Source organism: Aurantiacibacter hainanensis, assembly GCF_036321025.1.
Taxonomy (GTDB): domain Bacteria; phylum Pseudomonadota; class Alphaproteobacteria; order Sphingomonadales; family Sphingomonadaceae; genus Alteraurantiacibacter; species Alteraurantiacibacter hainanensis.
The window spans coordinates 983635-999728 of record NZ_JAZAPB010000002.1; the positions used below are offsets into that span (position 1 = coordinate 983635).

The 16094-nt window shown below is 66.2% G+C and carries 17 protein-coding genes; 7 read left to right on the forward strand and 10 right to left on the reverse strand.

Annotated features, from left to right (window positions below):
• Positions 1–253 precede the first annotated feature (253 nt).
• The 4 genes from smc to AAA989_RS12095 form a co-directional block, all read right to left on the reverse strand.
• Positions 254–3676: a chromosome segregation protein SMC gene (smc, locus tag AAA989_RS12080; RefSeq protein ID WP_338243900.1), complete on the reverse strand. Its 3423-nt coding sequence runs from the start codon at positions 3674–3676 to the stop codon at positions 254–256.
• An 18-nt stretch (positions 3677–3694) separates the two neighbouring features.
• Positions 3695–4453 carry a thioredoxin domain-containing protein gene (locus AAA989_RS12085; RefSeq protein ID WP_338243901.1) on the reverse strand — a complete coding sequence of 253 codons (759 nt, stop codon included), beginning with the start codon at positions 4451–4453 and terminating at the stop codon, positions 3695–3697.
• A gap of 128 nt (positions 4454–4581) precedes the next feature.
• Positions 4582–5271 (reverse strand): DsbA family protein, encoded by a 690-nt coding sequence (locus AAA989_RS12090; RefSeq protein WP_338243902.1) that lies wholly within the window; start codon positions 5269–5271, stop codon positions 4582–4584.
• Positions 5268–5855 carry a DUF721 domain-containing protein gene (locus AAA989_RS12095; RefSeq protein WP_338243904.1) on the reverse strand — a complete coding sequence of 196 codons (588 nt, stop codon included), beginning with the start codon at positions 5853–5855 and terminating at the stop codon, positions 5268–5270. Before AAA989_RS12095 ends, AAA989_RS12090 begins: the two co-directional genes overlap by 4 nt.
• 14 nt (positions 5856–5869) lie before the next feature.
• Between AAA989_RS12095 and mutY the strand changes: the two genes are divergently transcribed.
• Positions 5870–6901: an A/G-specific adenine glycosylase gene (mutY, locus tag AAA989_RS12100; protein ID WP_338243906.1), complete on the forward strand. Its 1032-nt coding sequence runs from the start codon at positions 5870–5872 to the stop codon at positions 6899–6901.
• Here the strand turns inward: mutY and AAA989_RS12105 are convergent.
• Complete coding sequence (locus tag AAA989_RS12105) at positions 6898–7119, reverse strand: hypothetical protein (protein ID WP_338243908.1); 222 nt, start codon at positions 7117–7119, stop codon at positions 6898–6900. The two genes, mutY and AAA989_RS12105, sit on opposite strands and share 4 nt — an antisense overlap.
• Positions 7120–7252: 133 nt before the next feature.
• Between AAA989_RS12105 and AAA989_RS12110 the strand changes: the two genes are divergently transcribed.
• From AAA989_RS12110 to AAA989_RS12120, 3 genes are read left to right on the forward strand one after another with little or no spacing between them, the layout of a single operon-like run.
• Entirely contained in the window at positions 7253–8587 is a 1335-nt protein-coding gene (locus AAA989_RS12110; RefSeq protein WP_338243910.1) for a serine hydrolase domain-containing protein, read from the forward strand.
• On the forward strand, positions 8587–9471 hold the full coding sequence (nudC, locus tag AAA989_RS12115) for an NAD(+) diphosphatase (RefSeq protein WP_338243911.1): 885 nt from the start codon (positions 8587–8589) through the stop codon (positions 9469–9471). Before AAA989_RS12110 ends, nudC begins: the two co-directional genes overlap by 1 nt.
• Positions 9468–10148 (forward strand): DsbA family oxidoreductase, encoded by a 681-nt coding sequence (locus AAA989_RS12120; RefSeq protein ID WP_338243913.1) that lies wholly within the window; start codon positions 9468–9470, stop codon positions 10146–10148. The genes nudC and AAA989_RS12120 overlap by 4 nt, the downstream gene beginning before the upstream one ends.
• On the opposite strand, the gene AAA989_RS12125 is transcribed toward AAA989_RS12120, so the two are convergent.
• The 3 genes from AAA989_RS12125 to AAA989_RS12135 form a co-directional block, all read right to left on the reverse strand.
• Positions 10145–10393, reverse strand: coding sequence for a hypothetical protein (locus AAA989_RS12125; protein WP_338243915.1), 249 nt, complete (start codon positions 10391–10393; stop codon positions 10145–10147). The two genes, AAA989_RS12120 and AAA989_RS12125, sit on opposite strands and share 4 nt — an antisense overlap.
• Before the next feature lie 51 nt (positions 10394–10444).
• Complete coding sequence (locus AAA989_RS12130) at positions 10445–10603, reverse strand: hypothetical protein (RefSeq protein ID WP_338243916.1); 159 nt, start codon at positions 10601–10603, stop codon at positions 10445–10447.
• A 141-nt stretch (positions 10604–10744) separates the two neighbouring features.
• Positions 10745–11134 (reverse strand): DUF1489 family protein, encoded by a 390-nt coding sequence (locus AAA989_RS12135; protein ID WP_338243918.1) that lies wholly within the window; start codon positions 11132–11134, stop codon positions 10745–10747.
• Between the two features lie 113 nt (positions 11135–11247).
• Between AAA989_RS12135 and AAA989_RS12140 the strand changes: the two genes are divergently transcribed.
• Positions 11248–12180 (forward strand): cyclase family protein, encoded by a 933-nt coding sequence (locus AAA989_RS12140; RefSeq protein ID WP_338243919.1) that lies wholly within the window; start codon positions 11248–11250, stop codon positions 12178–12180.
• Between the two features lie 155 nt (positions 12181–12335).
• Here AAA989_RS12140 and AAA989_RS12145 read toward each other — a convergent pair whose 3' ends face one another.
• Complete coding sequence (locus AAA989_RS12145; RefSeq protein WP_338243920.1) at positions 12336–13247, reverse strand: OmpA family protein; 912 nt, start codon at positions 13245–13247, stop codon at positions 12336–12338.
• A gap of 470 nt (positions 13248–13717) precedes the next feature.
• Between AAA989_RS12145 and AAA989_RS12150 the strand changes: the two genes are divergently transcribed.
• Positions 13718–14080, forward strand: coding sequence for a hypothetical protein (locus AAA989_RS12150; RefSeq protein ID WP_338243921.1), 363 nt, complete (start codon positions 13718–13720; stop codon positions 14078–14080).
• Between the two features lie 5 nt (positions 14081–14085).
• Here AAA989_RS12150 and mgtE read toward each other — a convergent pair whose 3' ends face one another.
• On the reverse strand, positions 14086–15516 hold the full coding sequence (gene mgtE / locus AAA989_RS12155; RefSeq protein ID WP_338243922.1) for a magnesium transporter: 1431 nt from the start codon (positions 15514–15516) through the stop codon (positions 14086–14088).
• A gap of 113 nt (positions 15517–15629) precedes the next feature.
• Between mgtE and AAA989_RS12160 the strand changes: the two genes are divergently transcribed.
• The gene (locus tag AAA989_RS12160) at positions 15630–16094 is read left to right on the forward strand and encodes a peptidylprolyl isomerase (RefSeq protein ID WP_338243923.1); all 465 of its coding nucleotides are present in this window, start codon (positions 15630–15632) and stop codon (positions 16092–16094) included.

Sequence of the window (16094 nt, forward strand, 5' to 3'; positions counted from 1 at the left end):
CGGCGCAAATACCACGCGCCAGCACCCCGATCACTTCAACGGCGGCAAGTCATAAACGCCTCATCACAAGAGACGAGGAGTATTGAGTTATGACCGACAAGTTCTTTGAAGCCGCATTTGCTGCCTGGTTCTTTGCAGCGCCGCTCGCCATCGCAAACATCGTGCGACTGGATTCCATGTGGCCTGTCCTGCTCTAGGCTGGATCATGATGGCAGCGGCCCCTCGGGGTCGCTGCCATTTTTCTTTTCAGAGGCTATTCCGCCGCCATAGCCTCCGCCTGGCCCAGGTCGACGCTGACCAGGCGCGAGACGCCGCGTTCCACCATCGTCACGCCGAACAGCCGGTGCATGCGGCTCATGGTGACGGCGTTGTGGGTGACGATGAGGTAGCGGGTCTTGGTATCGCGGTTCATCGCATCCAGCAGGTCGCAGAAGCGTTCGATGTTGGCATCGTCCAGCGGAGCGTCGACTTCGTCCAGCACGCAGATCGGGGCGGGGTTCGTCAGGAACAGCGCGAAGATCAGCGCGGTCGCCGTCAGCGCCTGTTCGCCGCCTGACAGCAGGCTCAACGATTGCAGCCGCTTGCCCGGCGGCTGGGCGTAGATTTCGAGGCCCGCTTCCAGCGGATCGTCGCTGTCCACCAGCGCCAGGTGCGCCTGCCCGCCTTCGAACAACCGGTCGAACAGCTTGCGGAAGTGGCCGTCCACTTCCTCGAATGCCTTGCGAAGCCGTTCGCGTCCCTCGCGGTTGAGGTTGCCGATGGAGCCGCGAAGGCGGGCCACCGCTTCGGTAAGCTCGGCCTGCTCCTGCGCGCTCGCGCCGTGCTCGGCTTCGATCCGCTCCAGTTCCTCGGCGGCGACCAGGTTCACAGGACCGATCCGCTCGCGGCTGGCGACCAGCCGGTCCATCTCCTCGCTCTCGGCGGAGGATTGCTTCACCGCGTCCTCGTCGAACTCGAACTTCCCCGGCAGCAGCGGCGGCGGCGACTGGAAGCGCTCGCCGGAAACGCGCGCCATTTCCTCGCGGCGGGATTCCTCGTTCTCGGCACGGGTGGCCAGCGTGGCGCGATTCTCGCGCGCGGCGGAGAGGGTTTCGTTGAGGTCCGACAGGCGCGCATCGGCGGCACGGGCCTGTTCCTCGGCCGTGCGCACGGCTTCCTCGGCCTTCGCCAGTTCCTCGGTCAGGCGCGCGCGCACCGCTTCGCCGCCCTCGATTTCCTTCATCAGCCCGGCAGGCTTTGCGGCGATCACCGCGCGTTCCTCGGCGATTTCCTCGAACCGGGCCTCCATGCCCGCCAGGCGCTGCGCGGCTTCGCCGGCACGCGCCTGCCATGCGGACATGTCCTTGCGCTGCGTGGCCACGCGCTCGCGCGCCACGGCCAGAGCCTGGTCGTGCGAAGCCAGCGAGGCAGCGGCGACCTGCGCGGATTCGCGCGCGGCCTCGTTCTTCGCCCGCGCCGCTTCCAGTGCGGCCCGACCTGTTGCCGGGTCGGGAAGTTCCGCTTTCCTGGCCTTGGCTGCTTCCAGCTCGGCCACCGCCGTCTTGCGCTGTTCGTCCAGATCCTTGCCGCTGTTCGCCAGTTCCTCGCGCCGGGCGGCCAGACGCTCGCGACGGGCCTCGGCCTGGTCGAGCGCGCGCAGGGCCTGGCGTTCCTGCTCGGACGCCTCGCCCAGCGCACGTTCCTGCGCCACGAGATCGCGTTGCAGGTCCGCCAGTTCCGCCTGCGCGGACTCCTGGGTGGCAGAAGCCTTCTCCACCGCCTCGCGCAGCGCCGGAAGCTGATCTTCCAATGCGGCAAAGCGATTGTCCGCCTCCAGCCGGGCCGCTTCGGCCGCGCCTTCGCCGCGGGCGACGAAACCGTCCCACCGGCGCAGGAACCCGTCCTTGGTCACCAGCCACTCGCCGGGGTTGAGATCGCGCGCGTCGTCGGCCTCGACGACATGCACCAGCGCCAGGCGTGCGGCCAGTTCAGCCGGGCACTCGCGCACGTGCGCGGCCAGGCTGTCGGCCACGGGGGAGGGGGCGCTCGATCCGGTCCAGAACCGGCCTTCCGCCTTGCCTTCCGGCGTGCCCAGCGGCGCGCGCGCATCGCGGCCCAGCGCGGCGGCGAGGGCGCGTTCGTAGCCCGGCTCGGCCGACACGCGATCGAGCGCGGCAGGCAGGCCGTGGCTGCCCTTCTTCTGCCGCTCGCGCGCCTCGCGGTCGCGCTTAAGCGCCTGCCATTCGCGCTCCACGCCCGCCAGTTCGGCACGCGCGGTGGATAGCTGCGAGGCGGCCTCGTCACGCGCGGCGGCGAGATCGTTTTTCCGGGAGCGGGCCTGTTCCAGCGACTGGCGAAGTTCGCCAACCCGCTCGGCGGCCTTTTCGGCAGACTTCTGCGCGGCGGCGACATCGTCCTCCGGGTCGCTTTCGCCCAGCAAGGCGGCGCGCTGGTCTTCCAGTCGCCGGGCTTCCGCTTCCAGACGGTCGAGCCGCGACTGCGCCTGCGAAATCTCCGCTTCGGCCACGCGCCACTCGGCCTCGACACCGGCATGGTCCGCCGTGGCCCTGGCCAGCGCCAGTTCGGCCTTGCGCCCCTCGCTCTCGGCCTTCTCCACAGCATTGGCGAATTCGGGGCGCTTCGCCTCGTCCGCCACGAGCGCCTTGGCTCCTCTGTCGAGAGCGGATTCGAGGTCCTTCAGGGCCGTTGCCGCATCGCGCGTCATGCGGTCGGCGTCGATCTTGTCCTCTTCGAGGCGCGCCTTTTGCCGGTCGAGGTCGGCCAGACGCTGCTCGGCCGCTTCCAGCTGGCTTGCAAGGGCGGCCATGCGGTGACCGTGGGCGCTGGCATCGTCGCGCCGGTCGGCCAGTTCATCGCGCAGTTCGTGCAGGGATTCGGCAAGCTGCGCCTGTGCCTTCTGCGCCTCCTTCGCGGCCTCCTGCGCCTCCGCGACCCTGGCCTCGGCGCTCTTGGCTTGGTCGCGGGCCGACTGCGCCGCCGCAGCCGCATCGCGCCAGCGGGCGAACAGCAGCCGCGCCTCGGCCACCCGGATTTCGTCGGACAGCTTCTTGTACCGTTCCGCCTGCTTCGCCTGCCGCCGCAGCGATCCGATCTGCGAATCGAGGCCCGCCATCAGATCCTCGAGCCGTTCCAGGTTCTTCTCCGTGGAGCGCAGCTTGCTCTCGGCATCCCGGCGACGCACGTGCAGGCCGGCGATGCCAGCCGCCTCTTCCAGCATCATGCGCCGTTCGGTGGGCTTGGCGGCGATGACCTGCGCGATCTTGCCCTGGCTGACGAGCGCCGGCGAATGGGCGCCGGTGGCGGCATCGGCGAACATCAGCGAGACGTCCTTCGCCCGCACGTCGTTGCCGTTCATGCGGTAGGCGCTGCCGGCGCCGCGTTCTATGCGCCGCGTCACGTCCAGCGGCTCGCCGTCGTCGTCCACCGCGTGGAGCACAACCTCGGCGAAATCGCGCGGCGGGCGGGTGGCCGTGCCTGCGAAGATCACGTCTTCCATGCCGCCCGATCGCATGGACTTGGGCGAGTTTTCGCCCATGACCCAGCGGATCGCTTCCAGCACGTTGGACTTGCCGCAGCCGTTGGGGCCCACGACACCCGTCAGGCCGGGGTCGATGCGCAGTTCGGCGGGTTCTACGAAGCTTTTGAAGCCGCTAAGTCTAAGCTTGCGAAACTCCATGAGCGCCCGCCGCCTGCCTCAGCCTTCGGCCGGTCGCGCGCCTGCATTCTGCAGCACGGCTTCCAGATCCTCCCAGCTGCGCTCGTCGAGAACGCGGTCGTTGAGGATGAAGGTGGGGGTGGAGTTGACGCCCAGTTCCTGGGATTGCTCGTCGGAGCGGGTGCCGATGGCCATTACCGCCTCGTTATCGGAAAGGCAGGCACGGGCCTGGTCGCGGCTGACCCCGCGGGCAGCGAAGAAATCGAGGAAACCCGCGGCTTCGGCAATCGCGACGAAACGCTCGTCCTCGGGCAGCTGGCCGACGTTGGCGAGCTGGGACTGCGCGCCCTGCATGCGGCCCATGACCTCTTCGAAATTGGTCCACACCTGGTCCGCCAGCGGGTGGAAGCTTTCGGGCGCGGAACAGCGCGCGAGGGCGGCCAGCGTGAGGTCGAAGGCGTTGTGCACCTGGTTGCGCAGTTCGTAGGAGACCATGCCGGTGGAAACATAGTCTTCCACCAGCGGATCGGCCCCGGTCTGGGCGAAGTTGGCGCAGGCCCCGCAGGTAAGCGAGGCGTATTCGATCAGCTTGAGCGGCGCATCGGGGTTGCCCAGCAGATAACCGTCGTCCTCAGTCACTTCGACGACGTCGGTCCATTCCTGGCCCGCGGGCGCGGGAACGGGATCCAGCGGTTCGCTGGCAGTCAGTTCGCCTTCAGCGTCACCCCCGCAAGCGGACAGCGCGAGCGCCAGTGGCGCGGCGAGGGTGGCGAATGCGATACGGCGCGAAATGGTCATGTCAAAAATACCCCGTCATGATCTGCTCGGCCAAAACTGCAGCGAACCGGCAGTTTAGAACCGTAAGGTTGGTGTTTGGAAAGCGCCGACCCGTCCGAATCGGCCCTTTTGCACAGGCTTTTCCCCTATTAGCCGCCCGTTTCCAGCGAGGAAGGGTCGTCCAGCACCTGTTTAAGCGCGCTCCAGGTGTGCACGCCGGGAACCAGCGTGCCGTTCACGGCGAAGCTGGGCGTGCCGGGAATATCGAACTCGGCATTGTCCGCCTCGGCCGCTTCGGCGATGGACAGGGCCTTGGCTTCGTCGGCGAGGCACTGATCGACCTGGACGCGGGAGAGGCCGCGCGGCTCCATCAGTTCGTGGAAATCCAGATCGTCGCCGATCGCGCGCATGCGGCTTGCGACCGAACCGGCAGACCAGCGCCGCATCTGCCCCTCGGTGGCGGAACGGGCCTTTTCCATCCAGCGCGGGTGGCTCATCATCAGCGCGCGGTGGTTGCCGAAATAGTCCTCCGGATCGCCACATTCGGCGACAAGGGACGCTGCCAGGTCGACTGGATTGCGGATCACGGATCGCACTTCGACGGTCGCCAGGCCCTGGTGGATATAGTGCAGGCGCAGGGCGGCCTCCGATTGCACCTCGAAAGAGGCGCAGTGCGGGCAGGTGTAGCTGACGAACTGGATCAGCGAGACATCCGCCTCGGGATTGCCCACGCGGTGGCCGCGCTCCGTCGTCTCGTAGGTCATGTTCCAGTCCTGCGCCCCGGCCACCGCCAGCGGCATGGCCGCTGCCAGAAGCCCGGCGATTACCCATCGCTTCATTGACCTTCGTCCTCTTCCTTCCGCGCGACCGAACGCGCCAGTGATTCCAGCACCGCGCGCAATTCGGGGTCGCCGATATCGCGCAAACTGTCGCCCAGTTCCATGGGAATGGGCTTCAGCGAGGGCGGTGCGCTGCGCCTTTCTTCAGCAGGCGGCGGCTTAACCGCGCCTTGCCGCATCTTCACCTTGGCCACGGCGCGATAGCCGAAAAAGCGGTTCACCCGCTCCATGATCTCCGGGATCACGTGCTGGATCAGCGGGGCATGGGCGGGCAGCACGACGAGTTGCAGGATGCCTTCGGTCTTCTCTCCCGGCGGAAAGCGGATGCTTTCGGGCGAGCAGACCTTGGCGTGGTGTTCGCCGACGATTTCCGGCCAGCGCGTCACCACGCTCGATTGCACGAAACCGAACCGGCGGAAGGCCGCGCGCCCGATCTGCGGCACAAGGTCGGCCACCGGCCTGGCGGGGCCGCCGCGCGGGCGCTGATAGGGCTTTGCAGGCTTGCCTTTCGGCTTGCCGCCAGTGCCTTTCGCACTCTTCCCCGTTTTCGGTGGTGTGTCGCGTTCCATGGAAGGCGCACTCATGCCATAGGCGCGGCGTGACCGCCACCGTTTCAGCCAAGCTTCTCGACTGGTACGACAACCATTCGCGCGACCTGCCGTGGCGCAGCCCGCCGGGCGCCCCTGCGCCGGACCCTTACCGGGTGTGGCTGTCCGAGGTCATGCTGCAACAGACTACGGTCGCCGCCGTTGCTCCCTACTTTGCCAAGTTCACCCAGACCTGGCCCACGGTCGAGGCTCTGGCCGAGGCTTCCGAGGAAGACGTGATGGCCGCCTGGGCAGGGCTGGGCTACTACTCGCGCGCCCGCAACCTGGTGAAATGCGCCGGCGAAGTGGCGGCGCGCGGCGGCTTTCCCGAAAGCGAGGCGGAACTGCGGAAGCTGCCGGGGCTGGGCGCCTACACGGCGGCCGCGGTGGCGGCCATCGCCTTCGGGCAGCGCGCCGTGGTGGTCGATGCCAACGTGGAGAGGGTCGTCTCGCGCCTGTTCGCGATCCGCGAGCCGTTGCCGGGTTCTCGTCCGCAGATCCGCGAGGCGGCGGATGCGATCACGCCGAACGAGCGCGCGGGCGATTTCGCGCAGGCGATGATGGACCTCGGCGCGACGATCTGCACCGCGCGTGACGCGCGCTGCCTGCTTTGCCCGCTATCGGCCGATTGCCGCGCGCGCAGTGAAGGCGATCCGCTGGAACTGCCGGTGAAGGCTGCGAAAAAGGCCAAGCCCAGCCGCACCGGCACGGCGTTCTGGATAGAGCGCGACAATCGCGTGTGGCTGGTGAAACGTCCCGGCAAGGGCATGCTCGGCGGCATGCGCGCCTTGCCCGACGATGGCTGGTCGGCACGCGGCGATGGAGAAGGCGATGCGCCGGTGGCGGGGGCGTGGAGGGCGGCGGGCGTCGTGCGCCACGGCTTCACCCATTTCGACCTGGAACTTGGCGTCGCGATCCACGCGGGCAATGCCGCCTCACCCCAGGGGGAGGGCGAATGGTGGCCAGTCGACACCATCGATGACGCCGGCCTGCCGACGCTGTTTGCCAAGGCCGCGCGGCTGGTACTGGCGGATCGGGACTAGAGTACCCCGCCGCCCAGCATAAGGCGCACCGCCGCGATCAGCAGCACGATGAGGCAGAAGTTGCGTCCGCCGTTGCTGCTCGACAGCTGGCCGATCACGATGCCCACGGCCACGAAGGGCAGGGCAATCCAGTTGGCCCACCCCAGCAGGGGGATCTGGGCGGGAATGACGATCAGCAGCGAAAGCAGGCCGATGAGAATAGAGGCGATGTTGAGCATGTGTTCTACATAGATAATACAGCGGCTCCGTTCAAGTCATGGCAATTTGCGCTCGTGTTTCTGCACAGTTGCCGCAGCCATACGGCCTGAGTAAGCCATTCGTCCGCCATATCCTGCGAGAGGTTGCCAACCGATGCTTCACAATCCCGCCGCTGCCTTCCTCACCCGCCGCGCCGTGCTGCGCGGATCTGCCGTGATGGGCGCGGGCGCTGCACTCGCCGCCCTGCCATTCGCCTCCACGGCCTTTGCGCAGCAATCCGCGGCGGCGCGCTGGCCCAGCGTCGCGAGGTTCGTGAACGGCTATGTCGATCGCGAAATCGTCTCCTGCATGGTCGCCACGATGGGTTTCGGCCAGCAGGAGCCCGACATCATCTCGGCAGGCACCCGCACCTTCGCGGGCGATGGCGCGGCGGGGCCGGACTCGCTGTTCCGCATCTATTCGATGACCAAGCCGATCACCGGCCTCGCCACGGTGATGTGCATCGACGACGGCCTGCTGTCGCTGGACCAGCCGCTGGCCGACATCGTGCCCGGTTTTGCCAACATGCAGGTGCAGAAGCGCTATGACGGCCCGATCACCCGCGACAACCTTGAACCCGCGGTGCGTCCGATTACCATCCGCCACCTGCTGACCCACACGGCGGGGCTGGGCTATTCGATCATCCAGCAAGGCCCGATCAACCAGGCCTATCGCCAGCGCGGCATCGTGCCGGGCCAGGTCAGCCGCATGGCCATCGCGCAGGAGATCTTCGGGGGCAGGCCTGCATCCAGCCTCGCCGAATTCGCCGAGGGTCTTTCGCAGCTGCCGCTGGTTTACCAGCCGGGCACGCGCTGGAGCTATTCGGTCAGTCTCGACCTGCTGGGCCACGTGATCGAGGTGGTGACCGGGCAGGACTTCGCCCGGTTCCTGCAATCGCGCATCTTCGAGCCGTGCGGAATGACATCCACCGGCTTCCGCGTGGACCGGGACGATGTGAACCGCCTCACGGCCAACTATTTCCTGATGGGCGGCCTGCCGATCCCGGTCGACATGCCGCGCAGTTCCGTGTTCCTCGACGAGCCTGCGTTCCCATTCGGCGGGGCGGGCCTCGTTTCCAGCGGGCGCGACTACGATCGCTTCCTGCAGATGCTGGCAGGAAGGGGAGAGATCGAGGGCAGGCGCGTTGCCAGCGAGGCGGCGGTGGAAATGGCCACGTCCAACCTCTTTCCCGATACGCTGGTGCAGGGCGGGGGCTTCGATTCCAACGGACGCCAGTTCGGCTTCGGCGCGGGCGGCCTGGTGGGCACCGGCGATACGGAAGGCCTGTTCGGCTGGTTCGGCGCTGCGGGCACGGCAGGTCTGGTGAACATGAAACACGGCCTGCGGCACAACCTGATGACGCAGTACATGCCGGCTGACGCCTATGACGTGCAGTCCGATTTCCCGCAGGTCGTGGCGCGCGATGCGATGCAGATGCTGCCCGCCTGATGATGGAAGGACTGGCCTTTACCGGACACGATCTCGACCGCGACGATCATACCCGCGCTGATCCCGCGAAGCTCGCCGCCATGCGCGCCCGGTCCGATGCGCGGCTGCTGGCGCTCGATGGCGTGATGCCGGTGTTCGACAATGCCGGTGCGCTGGCGTTCACCGATCTGTCGAAGGTCGGCACGGATGCCGAACTGGTCTACCTGGGCCTGAGCGAGGGTGCGCCGCTGTTCGTGGCCGTTCCGCCCGAGGGCGACATGCGCCAGGCGGTATCCCTGCGCGAGACGATGATGGCGCTGATGCGGCTGGACAGCACGGAACTGGCCCTGTTCGGCGGCGCGCGCAGCGTGGCGGACTGGCATGCCCGGCACCGCTTCTGCGCCCGCTGCGGGGAACGCACGCGGCTGGCCAAAGGCGGCTGGCAACGCGATTGCCCATCGTGCGAGGCGCAGCATTTCCCGCGCGTGGACCCGGTCGCAATCATGCTGGTGGAGCACGATGGTGACCTTCTGGTGGGCCGGGGACGCGGCTGGCCCGAGCGCAGCTATTCCGCTCTGGCCGGGTTCATCGAACCGGGCGAGAGCGTGGAAGAGGCGGTGACGCGCGAGACGTGGGAGGAAGTCGGCGTGAAGGTGGGCGGCGTATCCTACATCGCCAGCCAGCCGTGGCCGTTCCCCTCGCAGTTGATGATCGGCTGCCATGGTTATGCCGACCGCCGCGAACTGACGATCGACGAGACCGAGATCGAGGACGCTCGCTGGTTTACCCGCGCCGAAGTCGAGGACGCGATGACGAACGGAAAGGACGCGGCCAGCTTCATCCCGCCGCCGCCCACGGCCATCGCGCATTACCTGCTGCAACACTGGCTGGAGAAAACCGCATGAGCACACCCATGGTCGTCGATATCTGGTCCGACGTGATGTGCCCCTGGTGCCTCGTCGGCTACCGCAGTTTCATCGAGGGCGCGCGGCTTGTCTCGGACGATGTCGAGGTCACGATCCGTTGGATGCCGTTCGAACTCAATCCCGACATGCCCGCCGAAGGCCGGCTCCAGTCCGAGCACCTCGCGGAAACCTACAACCGCAGCGAGGAAGAGGTGGAGGCCATGCGCGCCGAACTGGCGGGCGCGGCCGAGCGTGTCGGATTTCCCATCGACTGGCGGGGCGAAGGCGAAGCGCCGCCCCCGATGATGTGGAACACCTTCGATTGTCACAAGCTGCTGCGCTGGGCACTGGCCGAATACGGTCCCGCGGAACAGACCCGTCTGAAGGAGGCGATGTTCGCCGCGCATTTCCAGCAGCGGCGCAACATGGCCGATCGCGATGTGCTGGTTGAGCTGTGCGAGAATGCCGGGCTGGACGGCGATGCCGCCCGCCGCGCGCTGGACGACGAGGCGCTGGAAATCGCCGTGCGCGCCGAAGAAGAACGAGGCCGGGAAGGCGGAATTGCCGCCGTCCCGACCTTCGTCGTCAATCACAAATATGGCCTGCAGGGCGCGCAGGAGCCGGAAAACTTCGCCCGCGCGCTGCTACAGATCGCCAATATGGAAGCCGCAGCCTAGGACTTGTTGCGCTCTTCCTGAATGGCGGCACGGGTCTTCGGACCCTTCTTCGCGTCATCCGACGGGTTATCGCTGCCGATTTCGGGCTCGCGATTGTCCGGATCGCTGGCGCGGTTGATCTCGTCCCGCGTGCCGACACGGGTGTTCACTTCGCCTCCCGAGCGGCTTCCGTGCGAAGGCGTGGCGCCATCCTGCATCTTGTCGATCAGTTCGTTGTCGGGGTGGCGGCTCTGACGTTCGGGCATATTGTTTCTCCTTTCCCGATCAACGGGAAAGGAGGGGGCGATGTTCCGAGATCAGGCGTTTCGCGGATGATAGTTGATCGAGCTGCCCAGCGTGGCGCCCTTGCGCACGCCATGGCGCGTTTCGAGCACGTATTCGCCGCTTTCATCGTCGCCCATGCCGATCGCATTGCCGGACCCGGACGGGCGGCAAGCGGCACGCAGGCGGGCCATCAGATTCTTGTCGAGCGGGGTGGGCTGATTGTGCGACATAAGGGCATAACCACTTGAGGGAATTGCGGTTCCGGACATTTCGATAATGGCGGGCCAGGGGCCGCACAAGTAAGGGAATGGCTGCTTGCGGCAGGCTGGGTATCAGATCAGGCCGAGCCGTTGCAGCTTGCCTGCCAGGCGTCCCGGAATGAGATCACCGACCTCTTCTCCATCCTTGAGGTCGCGCGGCGGTTCGCCCTTCAGGTAGCGCCAGCCCTGGTGCGCACGCTTCGGGCGCGGCATCACGCGCACCAGCCGGGGTTCGATCACGATCCACCAGCGGCCGTTATCCTGCTGCTCGTATCCGGTGATCGTCGACCGGGCCACGATGTTGTGCTCGTGGATCCAGAACAGCGAGCCGCCGATCGTCTCTTCCCAGCGGGTGGGGCGATAGCGGGTGTTCACCTTGAAACTGGCGCGGTTGGCATACCACTGCTCGATATCGGCAAAGCTCTTCGCGCCGAAAGCGATCTTGGTCAGGTTCAGCGGCATGATGCCAGAGATAGGTATCGTGACGGCGCGCTCAAGTATCGCCGGGGTTTGGGGCTTGCCACGCGCGCCGCGCCGTCGCAGTCTGCGCCGCAAGGACGCGGGGAGGATTACGAATGCATAGACTGGTGGCTGCTGCGGCAGCTTTCGCCCTGGCCGGGTGCGCTGCAGAGGCCCAGGATGGCGAGGCGGAGGCGGTGGCCGATGCCGAGCAGCTTTACAGCGATCCCGATGCGGGGGCGCTTACGGGGCTTACCACCGCCATGGTGCGCGATGCGGCCGGCCTGGTGACGCAGGGCAAGGTCTACCGCCTTGGCGTGGTCAGCGGCCCCGATACGCCCGTCTGGGGCGACCGGACCTACGAGATGCAGATCGTCGACCTCGGCGTGAACGGCCCCAACAAGGTCACCGGCCATGACGACCGGGTGCATTCGCACCTGGGTATCGGCACCCAGATCGACGGGCTGGGCCACATCGGCATCGACGGGGTGCATTATCGCGGCGTGCCTGCAGAGGACATCATGCGCGAGGATGGACTGGTGCGCTACGGCGCGGAGAACATTCCCGCCATTGCCACGCGCGGCGTGCTGATCGACATGGCGGCCCATCGCGGCGTGGACGTGCTGGAGCCGCTCGCCCAGTTCGATGCGGTGGAAGTGCAGGCAGCGGCCGCCGCACAGGGCGTGGAAATACGCGCGGGCGACGTGGTGCTGTTCCACACCGGCTGGCTTTCCAGGATGGACGATGCGGAAACCTTCATATCGCAGGCGCCGGGCATCAATGCCGACGGGGCGGCCTGGCTGGTGGAGCAGGGCGTCGTCGCGGTGGGCAGCGATACGGCCGGGCTGGAGACCAACGCACCGCCCGAGGATGGCACCGTGCTGCCCGTTCACGCCATGCTGATCGCGGAGAACGGCATCTACATCCTCGAAACCGTCGACACCCGCGAACTGGCCGCCGACGGGGTGCACGAATTCATGTTCGTGCTGGGCGCGGCGCGGTTGCAGGGCAGCGTGCAGGCCATCGTGAACCCGGTGGCGATCCGGTAGCAGCCCGGCACTGCCGAGTTTCCTACAGGCGGGCGACGCGCACATGCCGCGTCGCCATGCAAGGACAACGAAAAAGGCGCGCGAAACCGACGGTTAAGCCGGGATCGCGCGCCTTGCGTTATTTGCCACCTGGACTGTGTTCCAGGTGTTCCAGATTACATGCCTTCGACAGCCTTGCTGACGAGGATGTTCACCGAGACGCGGCGATTCTGCGCGCGGCCGGCCGGGGTGGAGTTATCCGCCGTGGGGTCGGCTTCGGACATGCCGGTGGGGCTCAGCATGCGCCAGGGTGCCCAGTCGCACTCCTGCTGCAGGTAGTTGACCACGCGGCCCGCGCGGCGTTCGCTCAGCACCTGGTTGTAGTCCTGATCGCCCACGTCGTCGGTATAGCCGACGACCAGCAGCAGGGCGTTGTCGGTGGCGTTGGCTTCCTGCGCGGTGTTGCACAGATCGCGACGGGCGGCGGGCGAAAGATCCCACTTGCCGGTGTCGAAATAGACGTTCGACACGTCCAGCACGTTGTACTGGTCGATGTTCGCCACGCGGCCACGCAGCGCCTCGGCGGCAGCCGCATTCTCTTCGATCGCAGCGCCGTGCTCGGCAAACTGCTGGTCGGTGCCGGTGCGGATCATCGTGGCGGTTTCAAGGTCGCTGTCGCTGAAACGCACCTGGCTGGCCACAAGGCCGCCTTCCCACTGCACGGTTTCCACCGAAACGGGCAGACCGTTCAGCAGCGCGTTCACGCCCAGTTCCTCGCGGCCGAGGCCCAGGAAGCCGCCACGCGCCTTGATATCGGTGGAATCGGCCACCAGCACGGTGGTGCGGGTGCCGTCTTCGCTGGTCACCTGCATCTCGCGTCCGCTACGCGCGGAAATGAAGCCTTCGACATCGGGACCGGCGGCCAGGCCGGAAAGGTCGGTCGGCAGGGTGCCGTAGACGTTGATGTCGGCCTCGGTTTCGGCGCGCACCTGGGTAGGCTCCAGCTCCTGTGCCGAAAGGCCCGCCGCGGGAACGGCGAGCATGGCGATCGCGGCAATGGCTGCCGGACGTCCGGAAATGGTCTTCATGATACTTACTCCTTCAACATACTTCGACTGTCATGGCGCACCTGCAACTCACACATCACTCTGCAGGCATTCCTGATAGGTCAGCCGGTTCAAATTCATTCAATTCAGTGGATGGATATTGCGGCATCCACAGAACATGCATGCCCCTCTTGCAGGCCCGCCTGTTCGGGCCCGCCTTTCACGGGGATGAACGTAGTTAACGAGAATACGGATAAGGCAGGCCACCGGAGCGCCGTGTGCGGCGAACCGTTGCCGATCGCGGCTTCGTATCGAGTGGGACGGGCTATCGCCAATGCTCCTGACCGAAACGAATGGTTAACTTTGTATTATTCAGCAAATTGCACAAATTTGCCAATAATTGATGTTTTCCTGCTCCACATCGTTAAATTTACATTGATTTCTTCTTGTTCGCGCCGACGACCAACCCGATACTACGGTTTCTCGGCCCGATGGGAGCATTGCCGGTGTTGGTGCACGAATCACTGGATCGGCTCGAACGCGCTTACGACTTGCTGGTGGATGCCACCCTCGACGAGAAGTCGCCCGATGCCGCCGAAATCCTTTTCCTGCGCCGACGCTTCGCAGTCGAGTTTCGCAGCTTTCTGCTGGCGGTTGACGGAGAGCTTCGGAATCATGGCGCGCTGCATACGCAGCTGCGCACCCGGGCGGAAACGCTGCGGATCCGCCTGATGAGCTACACCCTCGCCTGGCAGCCCTCGCAGATCGAAGACGATCCTGCCACCTACCGCGCGGCGACGCAGGAAATCGCCGAAACCGTTCGCAGGTTCATCGCCGACGCACGCGACAGGCTGGAGAGGGCGGGGCTCGCGTAACCGGCCTAGCCCGCCAGGCCAGACGCCACGGCAAGGCCCAGGAAGGCGAGGAAGCCCATCGAATCGGTGATCATGGTCACGAACACGCTCGAGGCAACCGCAGGGTCTTGGTCCAGCCGCTCGAAGGCAACGGGCACCAGCACGCCCGCCATGCCCGAGACGATGATGTTGATGATCATGGCAGCGGCGATCACCGCCCCCAGCGGCGGCGTGAAGATAAGGGCGGTCGCGATGCCGATCAGCACGGCAATGGTCGCCCCGTTCATCAGGGCCACCTTCAACTCGCGGAGCAGGATGCGCCCGGTGTTGGACTTGGTCAGCTGGTTCATGGCGATGGCGCGCACGGTCACGGCCATTGTCTGCGTGCCGGCATTGCCGCCGATGCTGGCGACGATCGGCATCAGCACGGCCAACGCCACGAGTTCCTCGATTGCCGCTCCGAAGTAGGCGATGATGGCGGATGCGACCACGGCGGTGCCGAGGTTGGCGACCAGCCAGCGCACACGGCTGGAATAGGCATCGCGCAAGGGCTCGTTGATGTCGCCTTCGCCCGCACCGGACAGCAGCAGCGTGTCCTCGCCCGCTTCCTCGGAAATGATGTGGACGATGTCGTCAACGGTCAGCTGGCCCACCAGCCGCCCGTTCTCGTCCACCACGGCGGCGGAGATGAGCGCGTATTTCTGGAAGCGCAGGGCGACTTCTTCCTGGTCCATGTCGACCGGGATCAGCGTCTGGTCGCGCTTCATCACGTCGGTCAGTCGCACGGTGCGGGGCGTGCGCAGGATCCAGGATAGCTGGATGGTGCCGACCGGGTGGAACCGGTGATCGACGACGAAGACTTCCCAGAACTCGGTCGTGAGCCCTTCCTCGCTGCGCAGATAGTCGATGAGGTCGCCCACCGTCATCGAATCGGGCACCGCGATCAGCTCGCGCTGCATCAGGCGGCCGGCGGTCTCGTCGGGATAGGCGAGCGCGGTCTCGATGACGGCGCGGTCCGCCGCCTCCACTTCCGCCAGAATGGCGCGCTGGTCGAACTCGTCGAGATCCTCGATCAGCTGGACGGCATCGTCGGTGTCCAGCTGGCCGACGATCTCGGCCACCGCCTCGGGCGGCAGCGCCTCCACCATGTCCTCGCGCACGTAGTCGTTGAGCTCGGCCACCACGTCGCTGCTCATCAGGTCGGTGATGGCGGCAGCGAGATCGTTGCGCTCGCGCCGTTCGAGAAGCTCGAACAGGTCGGCGATGTCGGCGGGGTGGAGCGGCTCCACCAGGTCGTAGACGCTGTCCTCGATCTCGTCGTACAGCGCATCGCGCACCTGGCGCACGAATTCCGGCTTCAGCCGGTTCTCCTCGTCGAACTGCTGGCCCTCGCCCTGCACCCGCTCGGCAGAAGCGGAGGTATCGGCGTCGCGTTCGTCGAGATCGGTGTCGGCCATGAAGGCAAGCGTCTATGCACTGTGGCAGCAAAAGCAAGGCGGTGCTTGCGGGTGGCCGTGACTTTGCCCGCGCGATCCTCTAGGCCGCACCCAACTTTTCAAGGAGATCGAATATGGCCGACGAGAAACTGACCTTCACCCTCGATTGCGGAGACGGCAAGGGTGGCGATGTCGTCATCAAGCTGCGCGACGACGTGGCCCCCAATCACGTTGCCCGCATCACCGAACTCGCGAAGGAAGGCTTCTACGACGGCGTGGTGTTCCATCGCGTGATTCCGGGCTTCATGGCGCAGGGTGGCGATCCCACCGGCACCGGCATGAGCGGATCGGACAAGCCCAACCTGAAGCAGGAATTCAGCAACGTCCCGCATATCCGCGGCGTGTGCTCGATGGCCCGTACGCAGGATCCGAACAGCGCCAACTCGCAGTTCTTCATCGTGTTCGACGATGCCCGGTTCCTGGACAACCAGTACACCGTCTGGGGCGAAGTGGAGAGCGGCATGGAACACGTCGACGCGCTGCCCACCGGCGAACCGCCCGCCAATCCCGGCAAGATCGTGAAGGCCACCGTGGCCTGA